18 protein-coding genes and 1 tRNA gene are annotated in these 22643 nt (G+C 72.8%); 9 read left to right on the forward strand and 10 right to left on the reverse strand.

The annotated features are described in order from the left end of the window. Positions 1-191: 191 nt before the first annotated feature. Complete coding sequence (locus ADK52_RS31245) at positions 192-971, forward strand: hypothetical protein (protein ID WP_053693223.1); 780 nt, start codon at positions 192-194, stop codon at positions 969-971. A gap of 115 nt (positions 972-1086) precedes the next feature. Continuing rightward, a complete protein-coding gene (locus ADK52_RS31250) occupies positions 1087-2337 on the forward strand; it encodes a cytochrome P450 family protein (protein ID WP_053693224.1) in 1251 nt (416 codons plus the stop codon). 5 nt (positions 2338-2342) lie between these two features. Here the strand turns inward: ADK52_RS31250 and ADK52_RS31255 are convergent, their stop codons facing one another. The 7 genes from ADK52_RS31255 to ADK52_RS31285 all read right to left on the reverse strand — a co-directional run bounded on the left by ADK52_RS31255 (position 2343) and on the right by ADK52_RS31285 (position 12117). After that, the gene (locus tag ADK52_RS31255; protein ID WP_053693225.1) at positions 2343-3416 is read right to left on the reverse strand and encodes an alpha/beta hydrolase; all 1074 of its coding nucleotides are present in this window, start codon (positions 3414-3416) and stop codon (positions 2343-2345) included. 46 nt (positions 3417-3462) lie between these two features. Continuing rightward, positions 3463-5070, reverse strand: coding sequence for a molybdopterin-dependent oxidoreductase (locus ADK52_RS31260; protein WP_053693226.1), 1608 nt, complete (start codon positions 5068-5070; stop codon positions 3463-3465). Positions 5071-5204: 134 nt separating this feature from the next. Then, on the reverse strand, positions 5205-6410 hold the full coding sequence (locus ADK52_RS31265; RefSeq protein ID WP_053693227.1) for an oxygenase MpaB family protein: 1206 nt from the start codon (positions 6408-6410) through the stop codon (positions 5205-5207). 124 nt (positions 6411-6534) lie between these two features. Next, on the reverse strand, positions 6535-7563 hold the full coding sequence (locus tag ADK52_RS31270; RefSeq protein ID WP_053693228.1) for a polyprenyl synthetase family protein: 1029 nt from the start codon (positions 7561-7563) through the stop codon (positions 6535-6537). Next, positions 7556-7858 carry a hypothetical protein gene (locus ADK52_RS31275; RefSeq protein WP_199828582.1) on the reverse strand — a complete coding sequence of 101 codons (303 nt, stop codon included), beginning with the start codon at positions 7856-7858 and terminating at the stop codon, positions 7556-7558. The genes ADK52_RS31270 and ADK52_RS31275 overlap by 8 nt, the downstream gene beginning before the upstream one ends. 228 nt (positions 7859-8086) lie before the next feature. Continuing rightward, entirely contained in the window at positions 8087-10393 is a 2307-nt protein-coding gene (locus tag ADK52_RS31280) for an alpha-N-acetylglucosaminidase (RefSeq protein ID WP_053693229.1), read from the reverse strand. A 41-nt stretch (positions 10394-10434) separates the two neighbouring features. Then, positions 10435-12117 carry an alpha-galactosidase gene (locus tag ADK52_RS31285; RefSeq protein WP_234344325.1) on the reverse strand — a complete coding sequence of 561 codons (1683 nt, stop codon included), beginning with the start codon at positions 12115-12117 and terminating at the stop codon, positions 10435-10437. A 178-nt stretch (positions 12118-12295) separates the two neighbouring features. Here ADK52_RS31285 and ADK52_RS31290 point away from each other — a divergent pair, with 178 nt between their 5' ends. Further along, complete coding sequence (locus ADK52_RS31290) at positions 12296-12937, forward strand: TetR/AcrR family transcriptional regulator (protein WP_053693230.1); 642 nt, start codon at positions 12296-12298, stop codon at positions 12935-12937. A gap of 86 nt (positions 12938-13023) precedes the next feature. Next, on the forward strand, positions 13024-13953 hold the full coding sequence (locus tag ADK52_RS31295) for a serine/threonine dehydratase (RefSeq protein WP_053693231.1): 930 nt from the start codon (positions 13024-13026) through the stop codon (positions 13951-13953). A gap of 29 nt (positions 13954-13982) precedes the next feature. Here the strand turns inward: ADK52_RS31295 and ADK52_RS31300 are convergent, their stop codons facing one another. After that, complete coding sequence (locus tag ADK52_RS31300; protein WP_234344326.1) at positions 13983-14435, reverse strand: universal stress protein; 453 nt, start codon at positions 14433-14435, stop codon at positions 13983-13985. Between the two features lie 202 nt (positions 14436-14637). On the opposite strand from ADK52_RS31300, the gene ADK52_RS31305 reads away from it, so the two are divergent. Continuing rightward, on the forward strand, positions 14638-14997 hold the full coding sequence (locus ADK52_RS31305; RefSeq protein WP_053693233.1) for a hypothetical protein: 360 nt from the start codon (positions 14638-14640) through the stop codon (positions 14995-14997). Here the strand turns inward: ADK52_RS31305 and ADK52_RS31310 are convergent. Beyond that, positions 14951-15916 carry a hypothetical protein gene (locus tag ADK52_RS31310; RefSeq protein ID WP_053693234.1) on the reverse strand — a complete coding sequence of 322 codons (966 nt, stop codon included), beginning with the start codon at positions 15914-15916 and terminating at the stop codon, positions 14951-14953. The two genes, ADK52_RS31305 and ADK52_RS31310, sit on opposite strands and share 47 nt — an antisense overlap. After that, a tRNA-Cys gene (locus ADK52_RS31315) sits at positions 15916-15991 on the reverse strand. The genes ADK52_RS31310 and ADK52_RS31315 overlap by 1 nt, the downstream gene beginning before the upstream one ends. 363 nt (positions 15992-16354) lie before the next feature. Here ADK52_RS31315 and ADK52_RS31320 point away from each other — a divergent pair. From ADK52_RS31320 to ADK52_RS31335, 4 genes are all read left to right on the forward strand, one after another. Next, complete coding sequence (locus ADK52_RS31320; protein ID WP_053693235.1) at positions 16355-17689, forward strand: ABC transporter substrate-binding protein; 1335 nt, start codon at positions 16355-16357, stop codon at positions 17687-17689. Then, complete coding sequence (locus ADK52_RS31325) at positions 17686-18636, forward strand: carbohydrate ABC transporter permease (RefSeq protein ID WP_420714961.1); 951 nt, start codon at positions 17686-17688, stop codon at positions 18634-18636. Before ADK52_RS31320 ends, ADK52_RS31325 begins: the two co-directional genes overlap by 4 nt. After that, complete coding sequence (locus tag ADK52_RS31330) at positions 18633-19472, forward strand: carbohydrate ABC transporter permease (protein WP_053693236.1); 840 nt, start codon at positions 18633-18635, stop codon at positions 19470-19472. Before ADK52_RS31325 ends, ADK52_RS31330 begins: the two co-directional genes overlap by 4 nt. A gap of 102 nt (positions 19473-19574) precedes the next feature. Next, a complete protein-coding gene (locus tag ADK52_RS31335; protein WP_053693237.1) occupies positions 19575-22604 on the forward strand; it encodes an alpha-mannosidase in 3030 nt (1009 codons plus the stop codon). The last annotated feature ends 39 nt before the right edge of the window (positions 22605-22643 follow it).

Below are 22643 nucleotides of genomic sequence, written 5' to 3' on the forward strand. Positions count from 1 at the left end.
GCCGCCACCGCCCGCCGGGCACGCAGGCACGGGCCCGCCGGCCCGGGCACGCGGACGGCTCGCGCCGGTGGCCGGATCGGCGCCCTTTCGAGGCCGGCGCACGGGTGGGTACGACTGGCCCGGACACCGAAGGCCCGAGCCCCGCCCCGAGCCCCGCCCCGTGACCCGTGACCCGTGGAGGCGTACGCCCGATGACCACTGCCGGCATGACGAGCTTCGACGAGATCTACGGACTCCCCGACCCGCGGGGTTACTTCGGCCGACTGGGCCCGTACGCCTACCAGACCCCGGGCCACGCCCAGCCGGTGTTCCGCGCCCTGGCCGGCGAACTCGCCCCGGAGCGGCGGACGGTGATCGACATCTGCTGCTCGTACGGGATCAACACCGCGCTCCTCAACCACGACGTGACCCTCGACGAGCTGTACGCGCACTACACCTCGCCGAAGGCGGCCCGGCTGTCCACCTCCGAACTCGCCGATTGGGACCGTGAGTTCTACGCCGCCCGGCGCCGCCCCGACGCCGTGCGGGCCGTCGGCACCGACGTGTCGGGCCCCGCGCTGGAATACGCGGTGGCCGTCGGACTGCTCGACGAGGGGCACCGCGTGGACCTGGAGGCCGAAGAGCCGGGGGAGCGGCTGCGGCGCTCCGCCGCCGGCACCGGCCTGATCACCATCACCGGCGGCACCAGCTTCCTCACCGGACGCACCTTCGCACGCCTGCTCACCGCCGCCGGCCGGCCCGTTCCGGTGGCCGCCTTCGTCCTGCGCACCCACGACTACCGGCCGATCTCCCGCTGCCTGGAGTCGTACGGACTCACCGTCGAGCGGTCCGCCGCCACCCAGCCGCAGCGGCGCTTCACCGACCCCGGCGAGCAGCGGCGCGCGGAGGCCGCCGTCACCGCACTCGGCGAGGACCCGGCCGGCAAGGAGTCCGCCGGGTACTTCCACACCCGGCTGCACCTGGCCCGTTGACCCCTCTCGCCACCACCGCCCGCGGACGCACCGGAACGGACTTGTCCAACCAGCCCTCCAGGCCGCACTGTTGCCCGAGATCCGTGCACTCTTCCAGACGGTCAGGAGACCCGGCTTGTCACCCGACAGCGCACCCGCACCCGCGCCCGCGTACGCCATCGACCCCGCCGGCGGCTGCCCGCACGCCCTCAACGCCCGGCTGCGCGCCCAGGGCGCCGTGGCGGACGTCGTCCTGCCCGGCGGGGTGCCCGGGGCCGTCGTCCTCGGACACGAAGCGCTGAAGGAGTTCCTCGCCCATCCCGACGCGGCCAAGGACGCCCGGCACTTCCCCGCCCTGCACGACGGCACCATCCCGCCCGACTGGCCGCTGCGGGTCTTCGCCAACGCCCAGGGCATGCACACCGCCGACGGCGCCGACCACCGCCGGCTGCGCTCCCTCGTCGGCAACGCCTTCACCGCCCGCCAGGTGGAGCGGCTGCGGCCGCGCATCGAGGAGCTGACCGCCGGGCTGCTCGACGACCTCGCCCGGGCGGCCGCCGAGGCCCCCGACGGGGTCGTGGACCTGCGCTCCCGTTTCGCGCTGCCGCTGCCGATGAGCGTCATCTGCGAGCTGCTCGGCGTGGACCCCGAGCACCGGGAGCGGCTGCACCACCTGTCCCACACGGTGATCATCGCCACCGACACCACCCCCGCCGAGGTGATGGCCGCCGTACGGGAGCTCGTCGAGCTGATGGGCACCATCGCCCACGCCCGCCGAAAGGCCCCCGGCGAGGACCTGACCAGCGCGCTGATCGCCGCCCGCGAGGACGACGGCGACCGGCTCAGCGAGGCAGAACTCATCGGCACCATGCGCCTGATGCTGGTCGCCGGCCACGAGACCACCCTCAATCTGATCGGCAACGCGGTCCGCGCCCTGTGCACCCACCGCGACCAGCTCGCCCTGGTCCGGGAGTCCAAGGCCACCTGGTCCGACGTGGTGGACGAGACCCTGCGCTGGGACGCACCGGTCAGCTGGTTCCCGTTCCGGTACCCCGCCCGCGACCTCACCGTCGACGGGACCGTGATCGCGCAGGGCACCCCGGTCCTCGCCGCCTACACCGCGGCCGGCCGCGACGAGGCCTTCCACGGCCCCGACGCCGACCGCTTCGACCTCACCCGCCCCACCGCCGCCCGCCACCTCTCGTTCGGGCACGGCGCGCACTACTGCGTGGGCGCCCCGCTCGCCCGCCTGGAGGCCACCATCGCCCTGGAGCGGCTCTTCACCCGCTTCCCCGACCTCGACCTCGCGGTCCCCGAGCCCGAACTCCCCTACCTGCACAGCTTCATCGGCAACAGCGTCGAGGCCCTGCCGGTCCGCCTGGGGTAGGGCGGTCAGCCGCAGCCGTCTGCGGGCGGCGAGAGCTCCGTGCTCAGCCAGCCCAGCGCGTCCGCGTACATCGCCGTCCACGTCTGGAAGTTGTGGCCGCCGGACGGGCGGACCAGGGTCTTCACCCGGACCCCGCTGCCCGCCGCGGCCCGGGCGAAGGCCTCCAGCTGCGCGGGCGGGCTGTCCTTGTCCTGCGCCGAGGTGGCCAGGAACAGCCCGACGTCGGCCCCCTTGACCTGCCGGACCAGCCACAGCGGGCTGTTGCGCTCGCGCAGCACCGGATCGGCCAGCACCTCCGGATCCCCGCCCAGCGGATCCGGGTCCAGTGCCGCCCCCGCCCGGAACACCTTCGGGTACTGCAACGGCAGCTTGGCCGCGCAGAACGCCCCCGTCGAGACCCCCATCAGCCCCCAGCCCTTGGGCTCGCGCAGCGTACGGAAGTTCTTCGCGACCAGGTCCGTCACGTCCTCCGCGAGCCAGCTGGCCACCTTCCGCGTCGGCGTGTTGCTGCAGTCGGTGTTCACCCCGCCCGGGTAGACGTCCGGGATCACCACGATGAACGGGTGCGCCGCGCCCAGCCGGATCAGCTGGTCCAGCGTCCCCGGCATGCCGCCCAGGTCGATCCAGGTCCGCGGCGAGCCCGGATACCCGTGCAGCAGCATCAGCACCGGGAACCGGGTCTTCTCCGCACCCGGCGCCCCGTACTCGGGCGGCGTCCACACGATCACCTGCCCGGCGAGTTTCGAATGCGAGCCGCGGAAATAGGTGCTTCGCGTACCGTCCCCGCCCTGGGTGAACTTGGCCCGGCCCAGCGGCGGACCCGTCATCGCCGAGGAGTCCTGCACGTTCTCCGTGCCCAGCAGGTCGTTCCACGAGGAGTACAGCCCGTAGCTGCCGTTGATCCACGTCGCGATCACCGCGATGGACGTCAGCTGGCACAGCGCGATCATCATCACCCGTACGGGCCAGCGCACCCACCCCGGCCCGGGGATCCGGTTCCACAGCAGCAGCGCGGCGAGCATCGCGAGCACGGTGACGGCGATGAGGGTGACGAGGAACGACGTACTGGTCAGCTCCACGAGGGCCGGCTCCTGACGTACGGGTCGGTTTGCCAGGATGTCCGCATCATGCCTTCCTCCCGGGCCCCGGCCGGACACGCACCGACACCGAGTGCCACCCGGTCGCCCCGTCGGGGACGGTCCCCCTGCGCACACCCGTCTGCACGGCGCCCGTACCGTCCGTGGCACGGACCTCCAGCGTGTGCGGCCCGGGACTCGCCTCCCACTCCCACACCCACTGCCGCCAGGTGTCGTTGCCGTCCGCCGCCCCGAGCCGGGCCTCCTGCCACGGGCCCCCGTCGACCCGTACCTCCACCCGGGCGATCCCCCGGTGCTGCGCCCACGCCACCCCCGCCACCGCCACCCGCCCCTCCGGCGGCTCGACGGACGGGCGCGGGGTGTCGATCCGGGACTGCGTCTTGACCGGACCCTGCTGCGCCCAGGACCGGCGCACCCAGTACGCGTCGTACGCCGCGAAGGTCGTCAGCCGCAGCTCGCTCAGCCACTTGCACGCCGAGACGTACCCGTACAGGCCCGGCACGACCATCCGTACGGGAAACCCGTGCGCGAAGGGCAGCGGCTCGCCGTTCATCCCGACGGCCAGCAGCGCGTCCCGGCCGTCCATCACCGTCTCGACGGGCGTGCCGATCGTCATCCCGTCCACCGAGCGCGATACGAGCTGGTCCGCCGGTCCGCCCTGCGAGGGCGGCCGCACCCCCGCCTCGCGCAGCAGGTCGGCCAGGCGTACGCCGAGCCAGCGCGCGTTGCCCGCGTACGGGCCCCCGACCTCGTTCGACACGCAGGTGAGCGTGATGTCGTGCTCGACGAGCGGGCGGGCCAGCAGCTCGCTCAGCCCGAGTTCGAGCGGGGTGGAGACGCCCTCGCCGTGGATGCGCAGCCGCCAGGTGTCCGCGTCCACCCGGGGGACGACCAGCGCGGTGTCCACCCGGTAGAAGTCCGGGTTGGGGGTCAGGAAGCGGGAGATCCCGGGCACCCGCAGCTGCGCGCCGGGCGGTACGGGCGGTGCGGGCACGGCCGGCTCCGGCAGGACCAGATCCGCCCGCGAGGCCGTCGCCCCGGCCGAGCCGTACGCGCCGAGCCGCCGCCCCGCGTACCCGATCCCCGCCGAGGCCACGAGGGCCGCGCCGACCAGCCGCCCGAAGCCGCGCCGGTCCATCGACCACGCCCCGCCCGGCGGCGCGCCCACCGGAGGGGGCCTGGTCAACGCGCGGACCAGCAGGTACAGCACGCCGGCCGCGGCCAGCCCGCCGACCAGCGACGGGAGCGCGTCGTGCCAGGTCGCCTCGGGCCGGCTGAGCGCGGCCACCGCCCCGACCAGCCCGAAACAGCCGGCGAGGGCGATCCCGGCGGGCAGGTGCCGTACGGCGAGCCCCCCGGCCAGGGCGGCCACCGCACCCAGGACGACGATGATCCCGAGCGCCAGCAGCAGTTTGTCGGCGGTCCCGAACTCGCGGATCGCCCATTCCTTGACGCCCACCGGCGTACGGTCGACCACGGCTCCGCCGACCGCGGTGACCGGGGAGGACTCCGGCCGGACGGCCGCCGCGGCCAGCTCCGCCAGCGCCAGTCCGGCACAGGCGGCCACCAGCCCGCAGACGGCTCCGCCCAGGAGGCGGGGGCGTCGCCCCGGGTCCGCTTCCACACGGTTCGTCATGAGCAAGCCACCGTCCGCGCCACTGTCCGCGTCACCGTCCGCGTCGTCGTCCGTGCCGTCGTCCGCCGGGAAGCCGACAGCTTCCAGTGTGACTCCGACCAGGGCGGACCCGCGCCCCGCCGCGCCCGTTCGGGTCAGCGCGCGGGCGCCGGCGCCGGTGGCACCCAGCGTCCGGTGCGCGGCGCCTTCACCCCGTACTCCGCCTTCAGCTCGGCCGGGATGGCGTGGTGCATGACCCGCCCCCGGGTCAGGGCGGACAGCTCGAAGCCGGCGAGCAGCGAGCCCGCCTTGTCGAGCGCCCACTCCGCCAGCGGGCCGCTGTCCTCGATGGTCTCCAGCAGTCCCAGCACGGCGGGGACGGCCCTGGCCGCCGCGTCCCAGCGGCTGCGCGGGACCTCCAGCCAGTCGCCGATGGTGTCGCCGACCAGGTAGCGGACGGTGGCCGGGACCATCGGGTCGAACAGCGTGCCGGGGACCACGTCCTCGTACAGCCGCAACAGCTGGGCGCCCAGGAGCACGCCCTCGGGGGAGGGGCCGAGGTGGCGCTGGAGGTAGAGGTCGCAGTACGCGCGCGCCTCGGCGAGGTCCTCCGGTACGGCCGCCATGTCGCAGCCCAGCAGGGCGGCCACGACCCGCCAGGCGTAGTAGTAGGCCTCCGCGCCCTCCTCGCTCATGTGGATGCCGAGCCGGTGCATGGCGTCGAGCACCAGCAGCGAGAAGAAGGTCTGCCCGGCGATCATGTCCTCCTGGCAGATGGGCAGGCCGTCCCGCTCGACGTCCCAGTGGCCGCCGTGGCGCAGGTGGTGGCGCACCGCCGCGTGCAGCAGCCGGACCTTCTGGGCGGCCGGGACGAACTTGCCGCCCTCGGCGAAGGAGTCCGTCCGCATCAGGTACGTGACGAACTGGCCGGTGTTGGCCATCCGGCGGGAGGGGTACGCGAGCGAGTGCGTCGAGGACAGCAGCCGGGCCATCCGGGGGACGGCGTAGCTGACGGGCATCGCGGCGAAGGACAGGCCGGTGTTGATGTGGGCGGCGTTGTCCATGAAGAACAGCCGGGCCTGCTCCATGACGTCCCAGTCGACCCAGGCCGGCGGCAGGGCGGTGGCCTCGAAGTAGCCGCGCGCGGAGGCCGGGAGCCGGTCGGGCAGCGGGTCCCCGGAGGTGGTGAAGAACCGCATGAGGGTGTTGAAGTCGCCCACCTCCTCGCGGCGGAACATCGCGGCCACGGTCTCGTCGGCGAGCGGATCGCCCTGGGCGGACAGGGCGTCGAGCGCGGCGTCGTCGTAGCGGGGGCGGGGCGGGGCGGAGGCGGTCTCGGCGCGGTTCTCGGCGGTGGTCACTTCACTCGTCCTTCTCGTGTGTACGGGGGGCGGGTGCGGGGAGCGGCGTCGTGTCCCGGGCGCGGGGCGCAGGCCCCGGGCGCAGGACCCGGGCACCGGCCCGGCATGATCCGGAGGGCACGGCCTACAGCGAGCGCTCGGCGGCGGTACCGGCGAGCTCGCGCAGCGCCGACCGCGCCTGCGCGGGCATCGGTACGGTGTCCAGCGCGCCGGTGGCCCGGGCGATGCGCTCCCGGATCATGTCCTCGACCTGTTGCCGGGCCCCGCAGCGCTCCATCAGCGCGCGTACCGCGGCGGCCTCTTCGGTGCCCAGGTCCGGGCGGCCGACCAGCTTCGCGAGCAGCCGCCGGTCGTCGCCGCCGGCCGCGGCGACGGTCAGGGCGAGCAGCGCGGTCGGTTTGCCGTCCCGCAGGTCGTCCACGTTCGACTTGCCGGTCCTGGCCGGGTCGCCGAAGGTGCCGAGCAGGTCGTCGCGCAGCTGGAAGGCCTCGCCGAGCGGCAGCCCGTACGCGGAGAAGGCGTCGAGCAGGGCGCGGGAGCCCCCGCCGAGGGTGGCGCCCAGGTGCAGCGGCCGCTCGACGGTGTACTTGGCCGTCTTGAAGCGGGCCACCTCCAGCGACTCCGCCACCTGCGGGACCGGCTCCGACCGGGTGCGGAGCACCTCCAGGAACTCGCCCGCCATCGTCTCGCGCAGCAGCGTCGCCCAGAGGGGGACGGTCCGGGCCAGGTAGGCGCCCGGCAGCCCGCAGGAGCTGAAGACGTGGCCGGCGTACCCCATCAGCAGATCGCCGAGGATCATCGCGAGGGAGGTGGAGCGCTGCCCGGCGGCGGCGAAGGCGGCGTGCGCGGTGAGCCGGCCGTGCCGCGTCCGGCTGTCGTCGATGATGTCGTCGTGCGTGCAGGCGGCCGCGTGGACGAGTTCCATCGCGGCCGCGGCCCGGATCACCCCCTCGCAGTCGGGCTGCCCCGCCGCCCGCCAGCCCCAGTACAGGAACGCGGCCCGGATCCGCTTCCCGCCGGCCAGCGAGCGGCGCAACTGCTCCGACAGCGGCGAGAGTTCGACGTGCAGTCCGAGCAGCTCCCGCTCCTCCTCGTCGGCCAGCCGGACCAGCACCTCGTCGATGCGCTCCTTGAAACCGGTGTGGTCATGCACGGGGGTGGCCCTCGGAGGCGACCCGCTCGGCGGCCCGCCGGGCCATGGTCTCCAGGTGGTTCTCCGCTCCCGCGCCCGACCGGCGGGTGGCCAGCTCGCCTCGCTTGCGCAGTTCCACGACCCCGTCGGTGAGCAGTTCCCGCAGATCGGAGCGGCGCAGTACGTCCTGGGCCCGGTCGGCGGACTGGCGTAACTGGTCGAGGGCCAGATCGGCGACCCCGGCGGCGAGGAGCGTCAGCAGCTCCAGGGTCACGGGCGGGGTGCGGTCCTCGGCGGGCGGGGTGTCCTGGGACATGCTCGGTGCACTCCTGATGGCTTCGGGCCGTGGGACGGCGTCGGAAGGGGCGGCCGCCGGATGTTCCGACGGCCGCCCCTGGTGGTCGTTCCGAGCCAGTCAACCGAGTGCGCCTCCCGCGCGTCGAACCACCTGCACGGTTCTCCCCCGCACGGGTAGCGGGATTCCCACGGGCGGGTGGTGATCAGCGCATCATCCGGTCGCCGCCGTCCCGGGTGGTGTAGGAGGTCAGCGGGCGGCCCCCTCCGAGGACTTCAGGGCCGCCGCGATGTCCGCCGCCAGGGCGTACGGGTCCCCGCTCGGGCCGTTCGCCCCGCTCGGGTGCCGCGTGGTGCGCCGGGCCCACTCCTCCTCGAAGTCGTGCCAGTCGATCTCCCGGGGCGCCGCCCGCCGGACCAGGGACTCCTCCAGCGCCTCGAAGTAGGCCGCCCAGCGGGGTGCGTACAACTCCGCGATCAGGCCGCTCCATTCGCGGTTCGCGTAGTCGTGCAGGAAGCCGCCCTCGCTGGTGCTGCGCCGGCCCCACACGCTCAGGATCGAGCGGGCGTCGTACTCGTACCGGTCCTGCTCGGCCTCGTCCGCGCCCCAGGAGCGGGCCGCCGACAGCCAGTCGCCGAGCAGGAAGTTCGGGTCGGATCCCGTGACGGCGTCCAACTGCCGTTCCCCGTCGGCCCATTCGGCGGTCAGTGCGCGCAGCCGGGTCAGGTCCTTGGCCTCGTACGCCGCCTTGATCTTCGGCAGCAGCACCCGCGAGTGGTTGGCCAGGGCCTGCCGGGCGGTGTCCACCAGGTCGAAGCGGTAGGCGCTGGAGCCGCGCAGCTTCGGATCCACCGTGAGCAGGTGGTCCAGGGCCCGGCGCACCCCGTCGGCCGGGTACCGCATCGACTTGGGGCTCCAGTACGCCGCCCCCACCGCCGTCAGGCTCGGCCGGGCGGTGAACAGGCTGTCCTGGGACTCCGACCACAGGCCCGAGGACGTGCTGTAGGGGCCCTTGCGCAGCTCCTCCCAGGCGGCCGCCGCCTCCTTGTCGGGCCGTCCGTAGCGGCGGGCCGCGAAATCGGCGAACCACGTGCGCTGGTCGATCGGCCCGGGCTCCCAGGCGAGATCGGTGAACAGGTCGAAGGCGGCCGGGTTGGTCCCGGTGGCCTCCGGCAGGTACGCGATGCCCTTCAGGGCGCTGTCGGCCTTGGCCCGCCAGGAGCCGAACCGGTCGATCCACACGGAGGTGTTCGCGCCGATCGTGGTGTGCCCGCCGAAGTTGTAGATCGTGCCCATCGCGTACGGGACCCCGCCCCAGCGGGTCTCCCGGTCCAGCCGGTTGTACCGGTCGGACAGGCCGTCCAGGATCAGCAGCTTCGAGGTGTCCACCCCGGCGAGCAGCTCCGCCTTCGGACTGTCCTGCCACCCCAGGACGGCCCACATCGCCCCCGGGTGCGCGGCGTGCAGCGCCGACTGGACCGCCCGGGCCGCCGCCTTCACGTCGACGGTGCCCGCCGTCCCGCCCTCGTGCAGCGGGCTCATCCGGTACATCGCGCTGTCCCCGAACACGGCGCGCTGCTCCGCGTAGTACGCGGCGGCCAGCTTCCCGAACACCGGCGAGGACGGATCGAGCCAGTCGGGCCGGTCGAAGCCCGCCCAGTCGCCCTGCGCCACCGTCTTCGCGCCCGCGTTGCGGGCGGCGAAGCCCGGCGGCACCGTCCCGAAGTAGCCGGGCAGCACCGGGGTCATGCCGAGCCCGCGCAACTGCTCGGCGATCCGCCCGCCGAGCTCGGCGCGCTCGCGCATCAGCCGCTCCGAGACCGGGCCGCCGAACCCGCTCAGGTTCTGCAGCAGCCACCAGCTCTGGTGCCCGGGGCCGGGGATCCACTCGCGCAGCTCGGCGGCGGAGTAGCCGAAGCCCTGGAGCGCCCGGTAGTACGGGTACTCGGCGCCGGCCTGCACGAACACCTCGTTGATGCCGTGCAGCGCGAGCAGGTCGATCTGGCGCTGGTGCTGCTCGAAGGTGCGGTACGCGCCCGAATAGCCGTCGTCGGTGTCGTTGAGGGCGTACCGGTGCGGGACGAGCGCGCTGCGGGTGACCGGTGCGGGCACGGCCGGCAGCCGCGCGGGCAGCATCCCGATGCTCTCGCCGGGCCAGCCGATGTCGGCCCCGGCGACGTGCTGGAGGTACCAGCCGATGCCGGTGAGCAGGGTGGCCCCCGTGGATCCGCGCACGGTGATCGCGCCGGCCGATCCGGACACGGTGAACCGGTCGGCCCCTGCGGCCGGGTCGGGCACGAGGGTGAACTGGTCGGCGTGGCGCGGCAGCAGCCGCTCCAGCGCGTCCCGCGCCGGCCCGACGTCGAAGGCCCGGGGTTTGTGTGCGCCGGGCAGGCCCTGCCGTACCGGTGCGGGCGCACGGCCGCGTACGTGGCCCCCGTCGACCGGGCCGGCCAGTGCGGGGGAGCCGGCGCCGAGCAGCGCCACCAGCGTGGCGAGGGCGACCCGGCGGCGCAGCTGCGCGCGCCGCGGGCGCCGGGGAGTGGAGTTCGTCATCCGATGAGTCACCGATCACCGATCCGTGGTCTGGTCCGGGGTCAGACGGGCAGGGACCAGGCCTGGTCGACGCGGTGGTCGCCGCAGTCGGTCAGGCGCAGCCGTTCGGCCGGGGCGTCCGGGGTCGCGGCCGCGGCGGGAGCCGTCAGGCACGTTCCGCTCACGTCCTCGACGAGCGCCCCGTCCCGCCGGTGCGTCCAGCTCTGGCCCGGCTCACCGGGCGCGCAGCCGGCCAGTTCCACGGCGCCGTCCTCGCCCGCGGACAGGCACTTTCCGGTCAGGCGTACGCTCCCCTCCTGCCCGAGCACCCAGCGCTGGTCGGCGGCCGCGGTGCACGGCGCCAGGACCACCGCGCCCACGCCGGTGGTGTTGACCCCGTCCGCGCACCGGGCGCCGTTCCCGGTGATCTGCCCGGTCGGCACGGCGGCGCCGCAGCCCTCGTGCGGGGTGAGCCGGAAGACCGCCGTGTCGTGCGCGGCCACCTTCCCGGTCAGGGAGGTCGAGACCTCGGTGCTCTGGCCGCTCCACAGGTCCTTGGCGTCGACGGTGCAGGAGTACAGGCCGATGTCGGTGAGCGGTACGGAGATGTCCCGCGCGCTGCCGGACCGGTTGAGCACGGCGACGGCGCGCCCGCCGTCGGCCAGCGGCCGGGCCAGCACCTCGAACGTGGCGTTGGCGGAGAGCACCGCGCCCTGGCGGCCCATCGGGTCCTGGTCCAGCGCGATCAGGTCGGTGTTGCCCAGGGCGGCCAGCCCGGCCGGGGTGAGCTGGGAGACGTCGGAGGACAGGATGAACGGGGCCGCCATCATCGCCCACAGCCCCACCTGGCTGCGGCTCTCGGCCTCGGTGAGCCCGGGGGCGCCCGCGATCAGGAAGTCGGGGTCGTTCCAGTTGCCGGGGCCCGCGTACCGGCCGAGCCAGCGGTTGTAGCCGTAGTTGCCGAGTACCGAGCTCCACCGGGAGGTCGCGGGCGCGGCGGCGTTGTAGACCTTGATGTCCTTGCCCTCGCGCCACAGCTGGCCGGTCTCCCCGACCCAGCCGAGGACCTTGTGCCAGTCGGACCCGCCCCACTCGCCCTGCTGGAAGTAGGCGGGGGCCGAGGCCGAGAGCACCATGTCGCGGCCGCTCGTCCGCAGGGCCCGGGCGACGGCGCCGTACGCGTCGCGGTACGCCTGCTCCTTCGTCGTTCCGGGCGGTACCCACAGGTTGCAGCCGTCCATCTTGACGTAGTCGACCTTCCACGACGCGAACTGCCGGGCGTCCTGGGCGTAGTGGTCCGGGCCGCCGCCGTCGGGGGAGCCGCTGCCGGGGTAGCGCTCGCAGGTGAGGGAGCCGGCGTCCTCGTAGATGCCGAACTTCAGGCCCTTGGCGTGCAGATGCTCGCCGAGCCAGGCCATGCCGTGCGGGAACTTCTGCGTGTCGACGACCAGGTCGCCGTCCGCGTCGCGGCTCTTGGTCATCCAGCAGTCGTCGACCGTCACCGTGTCGTAGCCCTTGGCCGCGAGCCCGCTGGAGACGAGGGCGTCGGCGTTCGCGACCACCTTGGCCTCGTCGATGTCGCACATGTAGTGCGCCCAGTTGTTCCAGCCCATGGGCGGGGTGAGCGCGAGCGGGGCGTCCGAGGTCGCGTGGGGCTCGGCCGCCGCGGGAGCGGGGGCGAGGCAGAGGGCGAGCAGGGCGGCCGCGGTCAGGCAGGGGAGCGACGCACGCAGGCGAGGCGGCACGGAGACTCCTTGAGGTGGGGCTGCAGTGCGCTCAGTGCAGCGGTGCGACTACCCGCTGTCAACATAAGTCGATGGTTATGGCTCAATGACCAGCAATATGGCCGTAGTCGGCGTCACACGATCGGGGAGGGCGCGCATCGATACGCTGTCTGTTACGACGTCTGTTACGGTGTATCTCATGCCGAGGAGATCAGCAGCCCTGGACCGTGCGACGCCCGAGGCGATCGCGGTCGCCGCCCTGCGCCTCATCGACGAGGAGGGGCCGAACGCGCTGAGCTTCCGGGCCCTCGCCGACCGGCTGGAGGTGTCCCACGCGACCGTGCAGCGCCGCTGCACCGACCTCGCCGGGCTCCTCGACCTCTGCACCGAGCACCTCGCCGGCCGGCTCCCCGAGATCCCGGCCGGGACCGGCTGGGCGGAGGCCACCGAGCTGCGGTTCACCGCGCTGTACCGGCTGCTCGTCGCACATCCCGGGCTGCTGATGCTCCGCGGCGGCCGCCCCTGGCTCGGCCGTCAGCTGCTGGCCCGGCTGGTCGAGCCCGCGCTCGCCGACAGTGTGGCCGCCGGGATGACCGCCGCCGAGGCGATGACCGTGTACCGCCGCATGTACCTGCTCACCCTCGGCAGCGCCGCCTTCGTGGACCACCGGGATCCGGCCGGAGCCACCGCCGCCTCGCGGGCGGCCCTGGCCGCGCTGGATCCGGAGGGGTTCCCCGTGCTCGCGGGCGGGCTGGCCGACGTACTGCCCGCCCTGACCGACCACGAGGTGTACTACGGCGCCCTGCGCCAGCTGATCGAGGCCAACCGGCCCGCCGCCTGAGGCCGTCCGCTGCCCGGAGCCGACTGAAGTCCTCCGCCGCCTGAAGCCGCCTGAAGCCGCTCGTAGCCGCCCGAAGGGACCCCGTCATGGAACAGCAGCTCGACTACGCCGCCGTACGCGCCGCCGCCGACCGGATAGCCGGATCGGTCCGCCCCGTCACCGTCGTACCCGCCGACGGAGGGCTCTGGTACGCGCTGGAGTACCTCCAGCACACCGGGTCCTTCAAGGCCCGCGGCGCCCGCAACTTCCTGGCCGCCCACCGTGACGCCGGCACCCTCCCGGACGCGGGCGTCACCATCGCCTCCGGCGGCAACGCGGGCCTCGCTTGCGCCTGGGCGGCCCGCGCGCAGTCCGTCCGCGCCACCGTGTTCCTGCCGGCCAACGCGCCGCGCGTGAAGGTGGAGCGGCTGCGCGGGTACGGGGCCGAGGTACGGCTCGTCGGCGACCGGTACGCCGAAGCGCTGGCCGCGTGCGAGGAGTTCGCGGTGCGCAGCGGCGCGCTGAGCAGCCATGCGTACGACCACCCGCTGATCGCGGCGGGCGCGGGTACGTTGCTGGACGAGATCCGGGCCGGGCTGCCGGGGCTGGACACCGTGGTCGTCGCGGTGGGCGGCGGCGGGCTGTTCGCGGGCGTCGCGGCCGCGGCGCGCGAGCACGGCGTACGGGTGATCGCGGCCGAGCCGGAGAACTGCCGGGCCCTGAACGCGGCCCTGGAGGCGGGCCGGGTCGTCGACGTGGCCGTGGACTCGGTCGCCGCCGACTCGCTGGGCGCCACCCGGGTCTCGGCGGCCGCGCTGGCCGCCGCGCAGCAGAAGGACGTACGGTCCGTCCTGGTCCCGGACCCGGCGATCACGGCGGCCCGGCGCGCGCTGTGGGAGGAGCACCGGATCGTGGTCGAGGCGGGCGCGGCCACGGCCCTGGCGGCCGTACGGACCGCTGCGCAGCCGCTGGGCGAGCGCGTGGCCGTCATCCTGTGCGGCGCGAACACCGACCCCGGGGACCTGACGGCCCCCTAGCCCTCCAGTCCTCCAGTCCCTCCAGTCCTTCAGTCGTCGTCCTCGCCCTCGCGGACCACGACCACCGTGCTCGCCGCGTACTGCACCACCTGCTGGCTCACCGAACCGAGCAGGGCGCCCTTGAAGCCGCCGTAGCCCCGGGTGCCGACGACCGTCAGGTCCGCCTCCTTGGAGGCGTCCACCAGCACCTGGGCCGGCGAGCCCTGTTCGACCCGGCGGAAGACGGGGACGCCGGGCGAGGTGCCGACGGCCGAGGCCACGGTGTCCGCGAGGCGCCGGCGGGCCGTCTCCTCGGCGCCGACCAGCTCGTCCGGGGTGCCGGTGCCCACGGCGAAGGGGTTGGTGTTCCACTCCCAGCTCATCACGGCGTGCACCCGGCCGCCGATGGCCTTGGCCTGGGCAACGGCCCAGCGCAGGGCCTCCTTGGAGTGGTTCGAACCGTCCACGCCGACGACGATCAGAGGCTCGATGGTCTCACTCACGGTGGGTTCCTCTCGTTTCATCCGAATCGTCCGCATTGTTCTCGCTCTCGCCTCTTGTATACACGGAGGAGGGGGGCCGACCTCGAACGGCGACGATCGTTGCGGCGCCGAAGACTTTGGAGGACAGCGCGCGGTCCTCGTGGCTTGCGAAGGTCTGGGAGCAAGGAAGACCGGCAAGGCACGAAGGTACGGAGGAACGGACGTGGCACAGCGCAAGGGCTGTCTGATCGGCTGCGGGGTGGCGCTGGTGCTCGGCATCGCGGCCGTCGTAGCCCTTCTCTTCGGCGTCGGGAAGGTCGTGGACGCCGCGGGCAGGACGATGCTCGAACCCGGCGTCTACCGGTCCGTGAGCGTCGGCGACCCGGAGGAGGCGGTGCGCGCCAAGATGCCCTCAGGGGAGAGCTTCATCAAGGCCGCCCTGAAGTCGGGCGGCCCGGCCGAACCCGAGGGCAGCGTCTGCACCTGGTACATGTCCGACGCGGACGGCGAGGGGGAGACGGTGTACCGCTTCTGCTTCAAGGACGGAAAGCTCGCCGAAAAAGTCGAGTACCGGATGAAGTAGGCGGAGCGGTGGCCGCCCGGAGGTGCGCGAGGGCGGGGGCGAGGCGGGCCGTCGCGGCCCGGGGGAGCCGGGCGCATTCCGCGTCGATCCGGGCGAGTACGGACGCCTGCCGTCCCGCGTCGCACAGGGAGAGGTGGAACACCAGCTGCCGCCACGCGCGGGCGGCCTTCTTGGGCGTCGCCGACCGGCGCCGGGCGGCGGTGAACGCCCCACGCGCCAGCCCGTCCCACCCGGAGGGCGGGTCGATGCCGACCACGCTGACCAGGGTGGCCATGTTGAACGTGGTGAGGATGCGCGCCTGTTCGCCGACAGCCGCCTCACGGGCGAGGGCGACGACCTGCGGGCCGTCAAGCCCGGTGCACCGGTGCTGCGGCAGCCCGGCCCGCCGGGCGCACAGCTCGGCGAACTCGGCGGGGTCGCCCCTCTCCGCCAGGTCCCGCAGCGCGGCGCAGTCGATGCCGTAGTAGCGCTCGTACGGAGTGCCCTTGAGGAGGTCGGCAGCCGTCCACGCGGCGGGAAACAGGTCGGCGTTCACCGCGTACGTCGTGGCGGAGGCGAACGGCTCGGTCAGGACGGGCACCGGCAGCCCGGCCGGTTTCGAGAGCCGGGCCAGCGTGTTCGCCAGCCGGTTCGGGATCCCCGAGCCGGGGAAGGCCTCCACGGCGAGTTCGCCGATGGCCCGCAACTCCCTCCGGGCGTGCGCCGCGGTGAGGGCGGTGCCCGGCAGCGGTATCAGTTCGGCCAGCACCTCGGCGGAGGGGATCGCTCCGATCGCCCCGTCCTCCAACAGGTCGGCCGCGGACCCCCGGAGCACATGGGGGAGCGGCGCAGGCCGCTCCCGCCGGGCGGCGAGCGCTTCGCGCGCTGCCCCTCTGGCGGGCTCCGGCTTCCGGGGCTGGTGGTCGGTGTTCTCTTCCATGGCCGGCGTGGCAGGTTCTGCCCCTGCGGCCTCCGACTGTGCAGGTCGGTGCTCTGGCTGCTGAGCTACACGCCGTGTGGCTCGAACCCAACCACCCGAAGCCCGCTTACGCAACGGGGTTTTGGGCGGGTGTCAAGTAAAGCGCATTAGTGCGCGGGCTCTTGTACCGCTGATAAGGAGTCAACATCCGGCGCCGGGCGGGCGTTGTTATGGAATCGATATCACCTTGCGACAGCTCTCAACTAAAGCGCATTAGTGCTGGTCGTCGTGGTGTTGACTGCGCCCCTTTCATCTGCCTGCACGTGTGTCGTCGCGATTCGGGACCCACCGGTACCCGCCCATGGGGACTTCGGCCACATTGACGCGATCTGGATTTGGGGTCAGCGTGGGCTGCGCGCTCCGGCAGTGAGGCCGGAACTCCCCCCGAAGGTGGCGACGATGACCCGTTCGAACGCGACCCGTACAGCCATCGCCACGCTCGTGGCCGGCACGTTCCTCTCGGTCTCCGCCTGCGGAGTCGGCGGCGGCGCCGCGGACGTGCCGGAGGGCAAGAAGACCGGCAAGGTCGCCGGTGAGATCACCTTCCGCACCCTCCAGCTCAAGCCCAAGTTCACGGCGTACGTCCAGGGCGTCATCGACGCCTTCGAGAAGAAGTACCCCGAGGCGAAGGTCAGATGGGAGGACGTCCCGGGCGACGGCTACAACGAGAAGCTCGTCGCCGACGCCCAGGCCGGCGCCCTCCCCGACGTGGTCAACCTCTCCACCGACTCCTTCCAGCTCCTCGGTGACCGCGGACTGCTCGCCGACGTCGCGGGGCTCGACCCCGAGGTCGCCAAGGAGTACGTCCCCGGGGCGTGGGAGCAGTTCAAGCTCCCGGGGAAGGGCGACGGCGTGTACGCGTACCCCTGGTACGTGACCCCGGAGATCCTCACGTACAACAAGGAGCTCTTCGAGAAGTCCGGCCTGGACCCGGCGCAGCCGCCGACCAGCGTCGAGCAGTTCTTCGACTACGCCGACAAGATCGCCGCGGCGTCCGGCGGCCGGTACGCGGCCTTCATGGCCGACCCCAAGGGCCGCCTGCCCGGGGACTGGCAGAAGATGGGCGTACCGATCCTGAACGAGCAGCAGGACCGTTTCGTCTTCGACACCCCCAAGGCCGTCGAGTGGGTCCGGCGGATGAAGGACCTGTACGCCAAGGGCGCCATGCCCAAGGAGTCCCTCCTCAAGTCGGACGACATCAACCAGCTGTACGGCGGCGGCAAGCTCGTCTTCGGTCCCGGGTCCCCGGGTTTCGTCAAGGACATCAAGCAGAACGCCCCGCAGATCTACGCCGGCACCCAGGTCGCGGGGGCCGTCACCGGCAAGCTCGGCCACATCGGCATCTACGCCCAGTCGCTCGGCATCAAGAAGGACACCAAGCACCTCGACGCGGCGACCGAGTTCGCCAAGTGGGTCACCAACGGCCCCAACCAGGTGGAGTTCTCGAAGAACGCGACCATCTACCCGTCCAACGCCCAGGGCCTGGCCGATCCGCGCTTCGCCGACCGGGGAGACGGCAAGGACGCCGAGACGGTCGCCCGCGCGGTCGGCGCCGAGCAGCTCAAGAGCGCGGCACTCGACGCGAACACCCCGGTCCAGTGGACCAACCAGGTCGGTGACGCGGTCGTCCGCGAGATGCAGAAGGCGATCCAGGGCGAGCAGGACCCGCAGACGGCCGTACGCAAGGCCCAGGAGGAGGCGAACCAGCTGCTCGCCAAGTCGGCCCGGAAATGACGCCGCACCCGGCCCGCTCCGCCGGACGGCGCCGCAAGGCCGCCCTCGCGGCCATGGAGGCCGAGACCGGGCTGGTCCACCGCAGGTGGTGGACCCCCTACCTCTTCCTCGCCCCCGGCCTGGTGATGGTGGCCCTGTTCAGCCTCTGGCCGTTCGTCAACACCGTCATCCTGTCCCTCACCGACGCCCAGATCCTGCGCGGCGGCACGTTCGTCGGCTTCGACAACTACACCCGTGCCTTCGCCGACCCCGACTTCTGGACCGCCACCGGCAACAGCGTGCTGTACCTGGTCGTCGTCGTGCCGTGCCTGGTGTTCCTCCCGCTCGCCCTCGCCGTGCTCGTCCAGGCCAAGGTCCCCGGCATCGGGTTCTTCCGCTCCGCCTTCTACACCCCGGTGATCGCCTCCGCCGTGGTCGTCGGCCTGATCTGGCAGTGGGTGCTGCGCAGCGACGGGCTCGTCAACACCGTGTTCCGGAAGCTGAGCATCGTCTCGGAGCCGATCCCGTTCCTGACCGACAGCACCATGCTGCTGGTCTCCGCCATGATCGTGACCGTGTGGAAGGGCCTCGGCTACTACATGGTGTTCTACCTCGCCGCGCTCGGGAACGTGTCGCCGTCGCTCCACGAAGCGGCCGCGCTCGACGGCGCCGGCGCCGTGCGGCGCTTCTTCAGCATCACCGTCCCGCAGGTGAAGCCGATGATGCTGCTGGTGGGGACCCTGTCGGCCATCTCCGCGCTGCGGGTCTTCACCGAGATCTACATCCTGGGCGGTGAGAGCGGCGGCCCCGGTGGCGGCGCCCGCACCCTGCCCTTCCTCATCCGGCAGGTCGGCCTCGGCTTCTCCGGCGAGACCGGCTACGCCTCCGCCATCTCGATCCTGCTGTTCCTGCTGACCCTGGTCTTCAGCCTGCTGGGCCGCCGCCTGTCGAAGGGGGACGAGAGTTGACCACCACCGCGCCCCGCCGGCGGACCGGGCTCGGGCTCGCCGTCCGGTACGCCACGCTGGTCCTGATGCTCGTCGTGATGCTCGGGCCGATCGTCTGGCAGTTCCTGACGTCGATCCGCGGCCGCACCGAGAACGTGTACGACGGCGTGCTGCCCGCGCGGCCCACCCTCGACAACTACGTCCTCGTCGCCGACTCCTTCCCGCTGCTCCAGTACGTCGGCAACACGCTGGTGGTGGCCGTGCTCGCGATCACCTCGAACCTGCTGTTCGCGGCGATGGGCGGCTACGCCCTCTCGCGGGCCGGCTGGAAGGGCCGCAAGTCCGTCTTCACGGTGCTGGTGGCCACGCTCATGTTCCCCTTCGAGTCCGTGATGATCTCGATGTTCCTGACCGTGCGCGAGATGGGTCTGGTCGACACCCTCGTCGGCGTGTGGCTGCCCGGCGCGGTCTCCGTCCTCAACATCATGGTCATGCGCTCGGCCTTCCTCGCCGTGCCCAAGGAGGTGGAGGAGTCCGCCGTCCTGGACGGCGCCAACGAGTGGACCCGGTTCACCCGGCTCTTCCTCCCCGCCGCCAAGGGGGCCCTGGCCGTCGTCTGCATCACCAGTTTCATGGGGGCCTGGGACGATTTCCTCTGGCCCCTGCTGGTCCTCACCAACAGCGACCACTACACCCTCCAGCTCGGCCTGAAGACCCTGGCCGGCGCCACCACCACCAACGACCAGCGGATCATCGCGGCCGGCGCGATGGCGGCGCTCCTGCCGATGATGCTGCTCTTCTTCGCCCTCCAGCGTTTCTTCTTCAAGGGAGTGGGCGAGGGAGCCGTCAAGACCTGAGCCCCGCCGCACCCGACCTGCCGTCACCCGGCCTGCCGTCACCCGGCCTGCCGTCACCCGTCCTGCCGTCATACGACCCCTCCCTCCCTTGGAGCAGCCGTCATGCACGATGACCGCAGCATCACCGAACACCGCCTGCGCCGGGTCCTCAAGGAGCGCATCAAGCCCGCCGTCCACTCCCGCCCGGTCCCGCTGGAGATCGGGCGCTGGGAGGCACCGGGCGAGCCCGTGCCGGTCGCCGAGGGGCTCGCCGCCCCGTACGGGCCCTGCGCGATCGGTGAGACCTGGGGCCCGGCCTGGGGCACCACCTGGTTCAAGGTCACCGGTACCGTCCCGGCCGAGTGGGCGGGCCGTACGGTCGAGGCCGTCCTCGACCTCGGCTTCGACCGGATGATGCCCGGCTTCCAGTGCGAGGGACTCGTCCACCGGGCCGACGGCAGCGAGGTCAAGGCACTGAACCCGTACAACGACTGGGTGCGCGTCGCCGACTCGGCGGTGGGCGGCGAGCAGGTCGAGTGGTACGTGGAGGCCGCCTCGAACCCCGTCCTGGTCGACCACTCGGCCACGTACGAGGGGGACCGGCAGACCAGCGGCGACCAGCCCCTCTACCGGCTCGCCCGGATGGACCTCGCCGTCTTCGAGACCGAGGTCTGGGAGCTCGTACAGGACCTGGAGGTCCTCTACGACCTGATGACGCAGCTCGGCGAGGCCGACGCCCGGCGGTACGAGATCCTGCGCGCGATCGACGCCGCCCTCGACGCGGTGGACCTCGGCGACGTCCCCGCAACGGCCGCCGCCGCCCGCACCCGCCTGACCGCGGTGCTCGCCGCCCCCGCCCACGCCTCCGCGCACCGGATCAGCGCCGTCGGGCACGCCCACATCGACTCCGCCTGGCTGTGGCCGCTGCGCGAGACGGTCCGCAAGGTCTCCCGGACCACGTCCAACATGGTCGGCCTGATGGACACGCATCCCGAATTCGTCTTCGCCATGTCGCAGGCGCAGCAGCTGGACTGGATCAAGACCCACCGGCCCGAGCTCTTCGAGCGGATCAAGAAGAAGATCGCGGACGGGCAGTTCGTGCCGGTCGGCGGCATGTGGGTGGAGTCCGACACCAACATGGTCGGCGGCGAGGCGATGGTCCGTCAGTTCCTGTACGGGAAGAAGTTCTTCCTGGACGAGTTCGGCATCGAGACCCACAACGTCTGGCTGCCCGACTCCTTCGGATACACCGCCGCGATGCCGCAGATCGTCAAGCTGTCCGGCTCGAAGTGGTTCCTGACGCAGAAGATCTGCTGGTCCCAGGTGAACGCGTTCCCGCACCACACCTTCTGGTGGGAGGGCATCGACGGCACCCGCGTCTTCACCCACTTCCCGCCCGTCGACACCTACAATAGCGACCTCGGCGGCGCACAGTTGGCGCACGCGGCGGGCAACTACCGTGAAAAGGGCCGGGGTTCGCGCTCGCTGGTCCCCTTCGGCTGGGGCGACGGCGGTGGCGGTCCCACCCGGGAGCACCTGGCCCGGGCCAGGCGGCAGCGGGACCTCGAAGGCTCCCCGCGCGTGGAGATCGAGCGGCCCGACGCGTTCTTCGAGAAGGCGCACGCCGAGTACGCGGACGCACCCGTCTGGGCCGGCGAGCTGTACCTGGAGCTGCACCGCGGCACGTACACCTCGCAGGCCAAGACCAAGCAGGGCAACCGGCACAGCGAATCACTGCTGCGCGAGGCCGAGTTGTGGGCGTCGACCGCCGCGGTCCGGGTTCCGGGGTACGGGTATCCGTACGAGGACCTGGAGCGGATCTGGAAGACCGTGCTGCTCCACCAGTTCCACGACATCCTCCCCGGCTCGTCCATCGCCTGGGTGCACCGCGAGGCGCGCGCGACGTACGCGCGGGTACGGGAGGAGCTGCGCGGGATCACGCTGGCCGCGCAGCTGGCCCTGGCCGGGGAGGGCGCCGCCGAGCTGGTCTTCAACTGCGCCCCGCACGCCCGGCGCGGCATCCCGGCCGGCGGCGCGGGCCTGCCGGAGGCGGCGGCCGGGGATCAGCCGGTCACCGTGGAGGAGCGGCACGGCGGCGGGCACGTCCTGGCCAACGGGCGGCTGCTGGTGGAGATCGACGGCCGCGGGCTGGTCGTGTCGGCGTACGACCTGGAGGCGCGCCGGGAGGCGGTGGCCCCGGGGCGGGCCGCGAACCTGCTCCAGATCCACCCCGACTTCCCGAACATGTGGGACGCGTGGGACATCGACGCGTTCTACCGCAACAGCGTGACCGACCTGGTGGAGCTGGACGCGCTGGAGGTGGCGGAGGCCGGCCCGGACGCGGTGACGGTCCGGGTCTCCCGCCGCTTCGGCCGCTCGGCGGCGGTCCAGTCGATCACGCTGCGGGCGGGGGCGAAGACGGTGGACCTGGTCACGGAGGTGGACTGGCACGAGACGGAGAAGCTCCTGAAGGCCGCCTTCCCCCTGGACGTGAAGGCCGAACGGTCCGCCTCGGAGACCCAGTTCGGGCACGTGTACCGGGCCACCCACACCAACACCTCCTGGGAGGCCGCCAAGTTCGAGATCTGCGCGCACCGGTGGATCCACGTGGAGGAGCCGGGGTGGGGGACGGCGATCCTCAACGACTCCACGTACGGTCATGACGTGACCCGCGACGTGCGCCCCGACGGGGGGCAGACCACGACGGTCCGCCTCTCCCTCCTGCGGGCCCCGCGCTATCCGGACCCGGAGACCGACCAGGGTGCCCACACCCTGCGGTTCTCGCTGGCGCCGGGCGCGGAGATCGCGGACGCGGTCCGCGAGGGCCACGCGCTGAACCTGCCGGAGCGGGTGGTCCACGGGGCGGCCCCGGTCGCCCCGCTGCTCGCGCTGGACAACGACGCGGTGGTGGTCGAGGCGGTCAAACTGGCCGAGGACCGCAGCGGTGACGTGATCGTCCGCCTCTACGAATCCCGCGGCGGCCGCGCGACGGCTTCCCTGGAGGCGGATTTCCGCGTCGCGGAGGCGACGGAGACCGACCTCCTGGAGCGCCCCCTGCCGGGCCCGGCGGTATCCGCCCCGGCGGCGGACGGTGCGGTGGCCCTCACCCTGCGCCCCTTCCAGATCGTCACGGTCCGCCTGCGCCGGGCCTGACCGGCCGCGGCGGCGGAATCCGGCCTGCGCGGGCCCGGC

It is taken from the genome of Streptomyces sp. WM6372 (assembly GCF_001279655.1).
Taxonomy (GTDB): Bacteria; Actinomycetota; Actinomycetes; order Streptomycetales; family Streptomycetaceae; genus Streptomyces.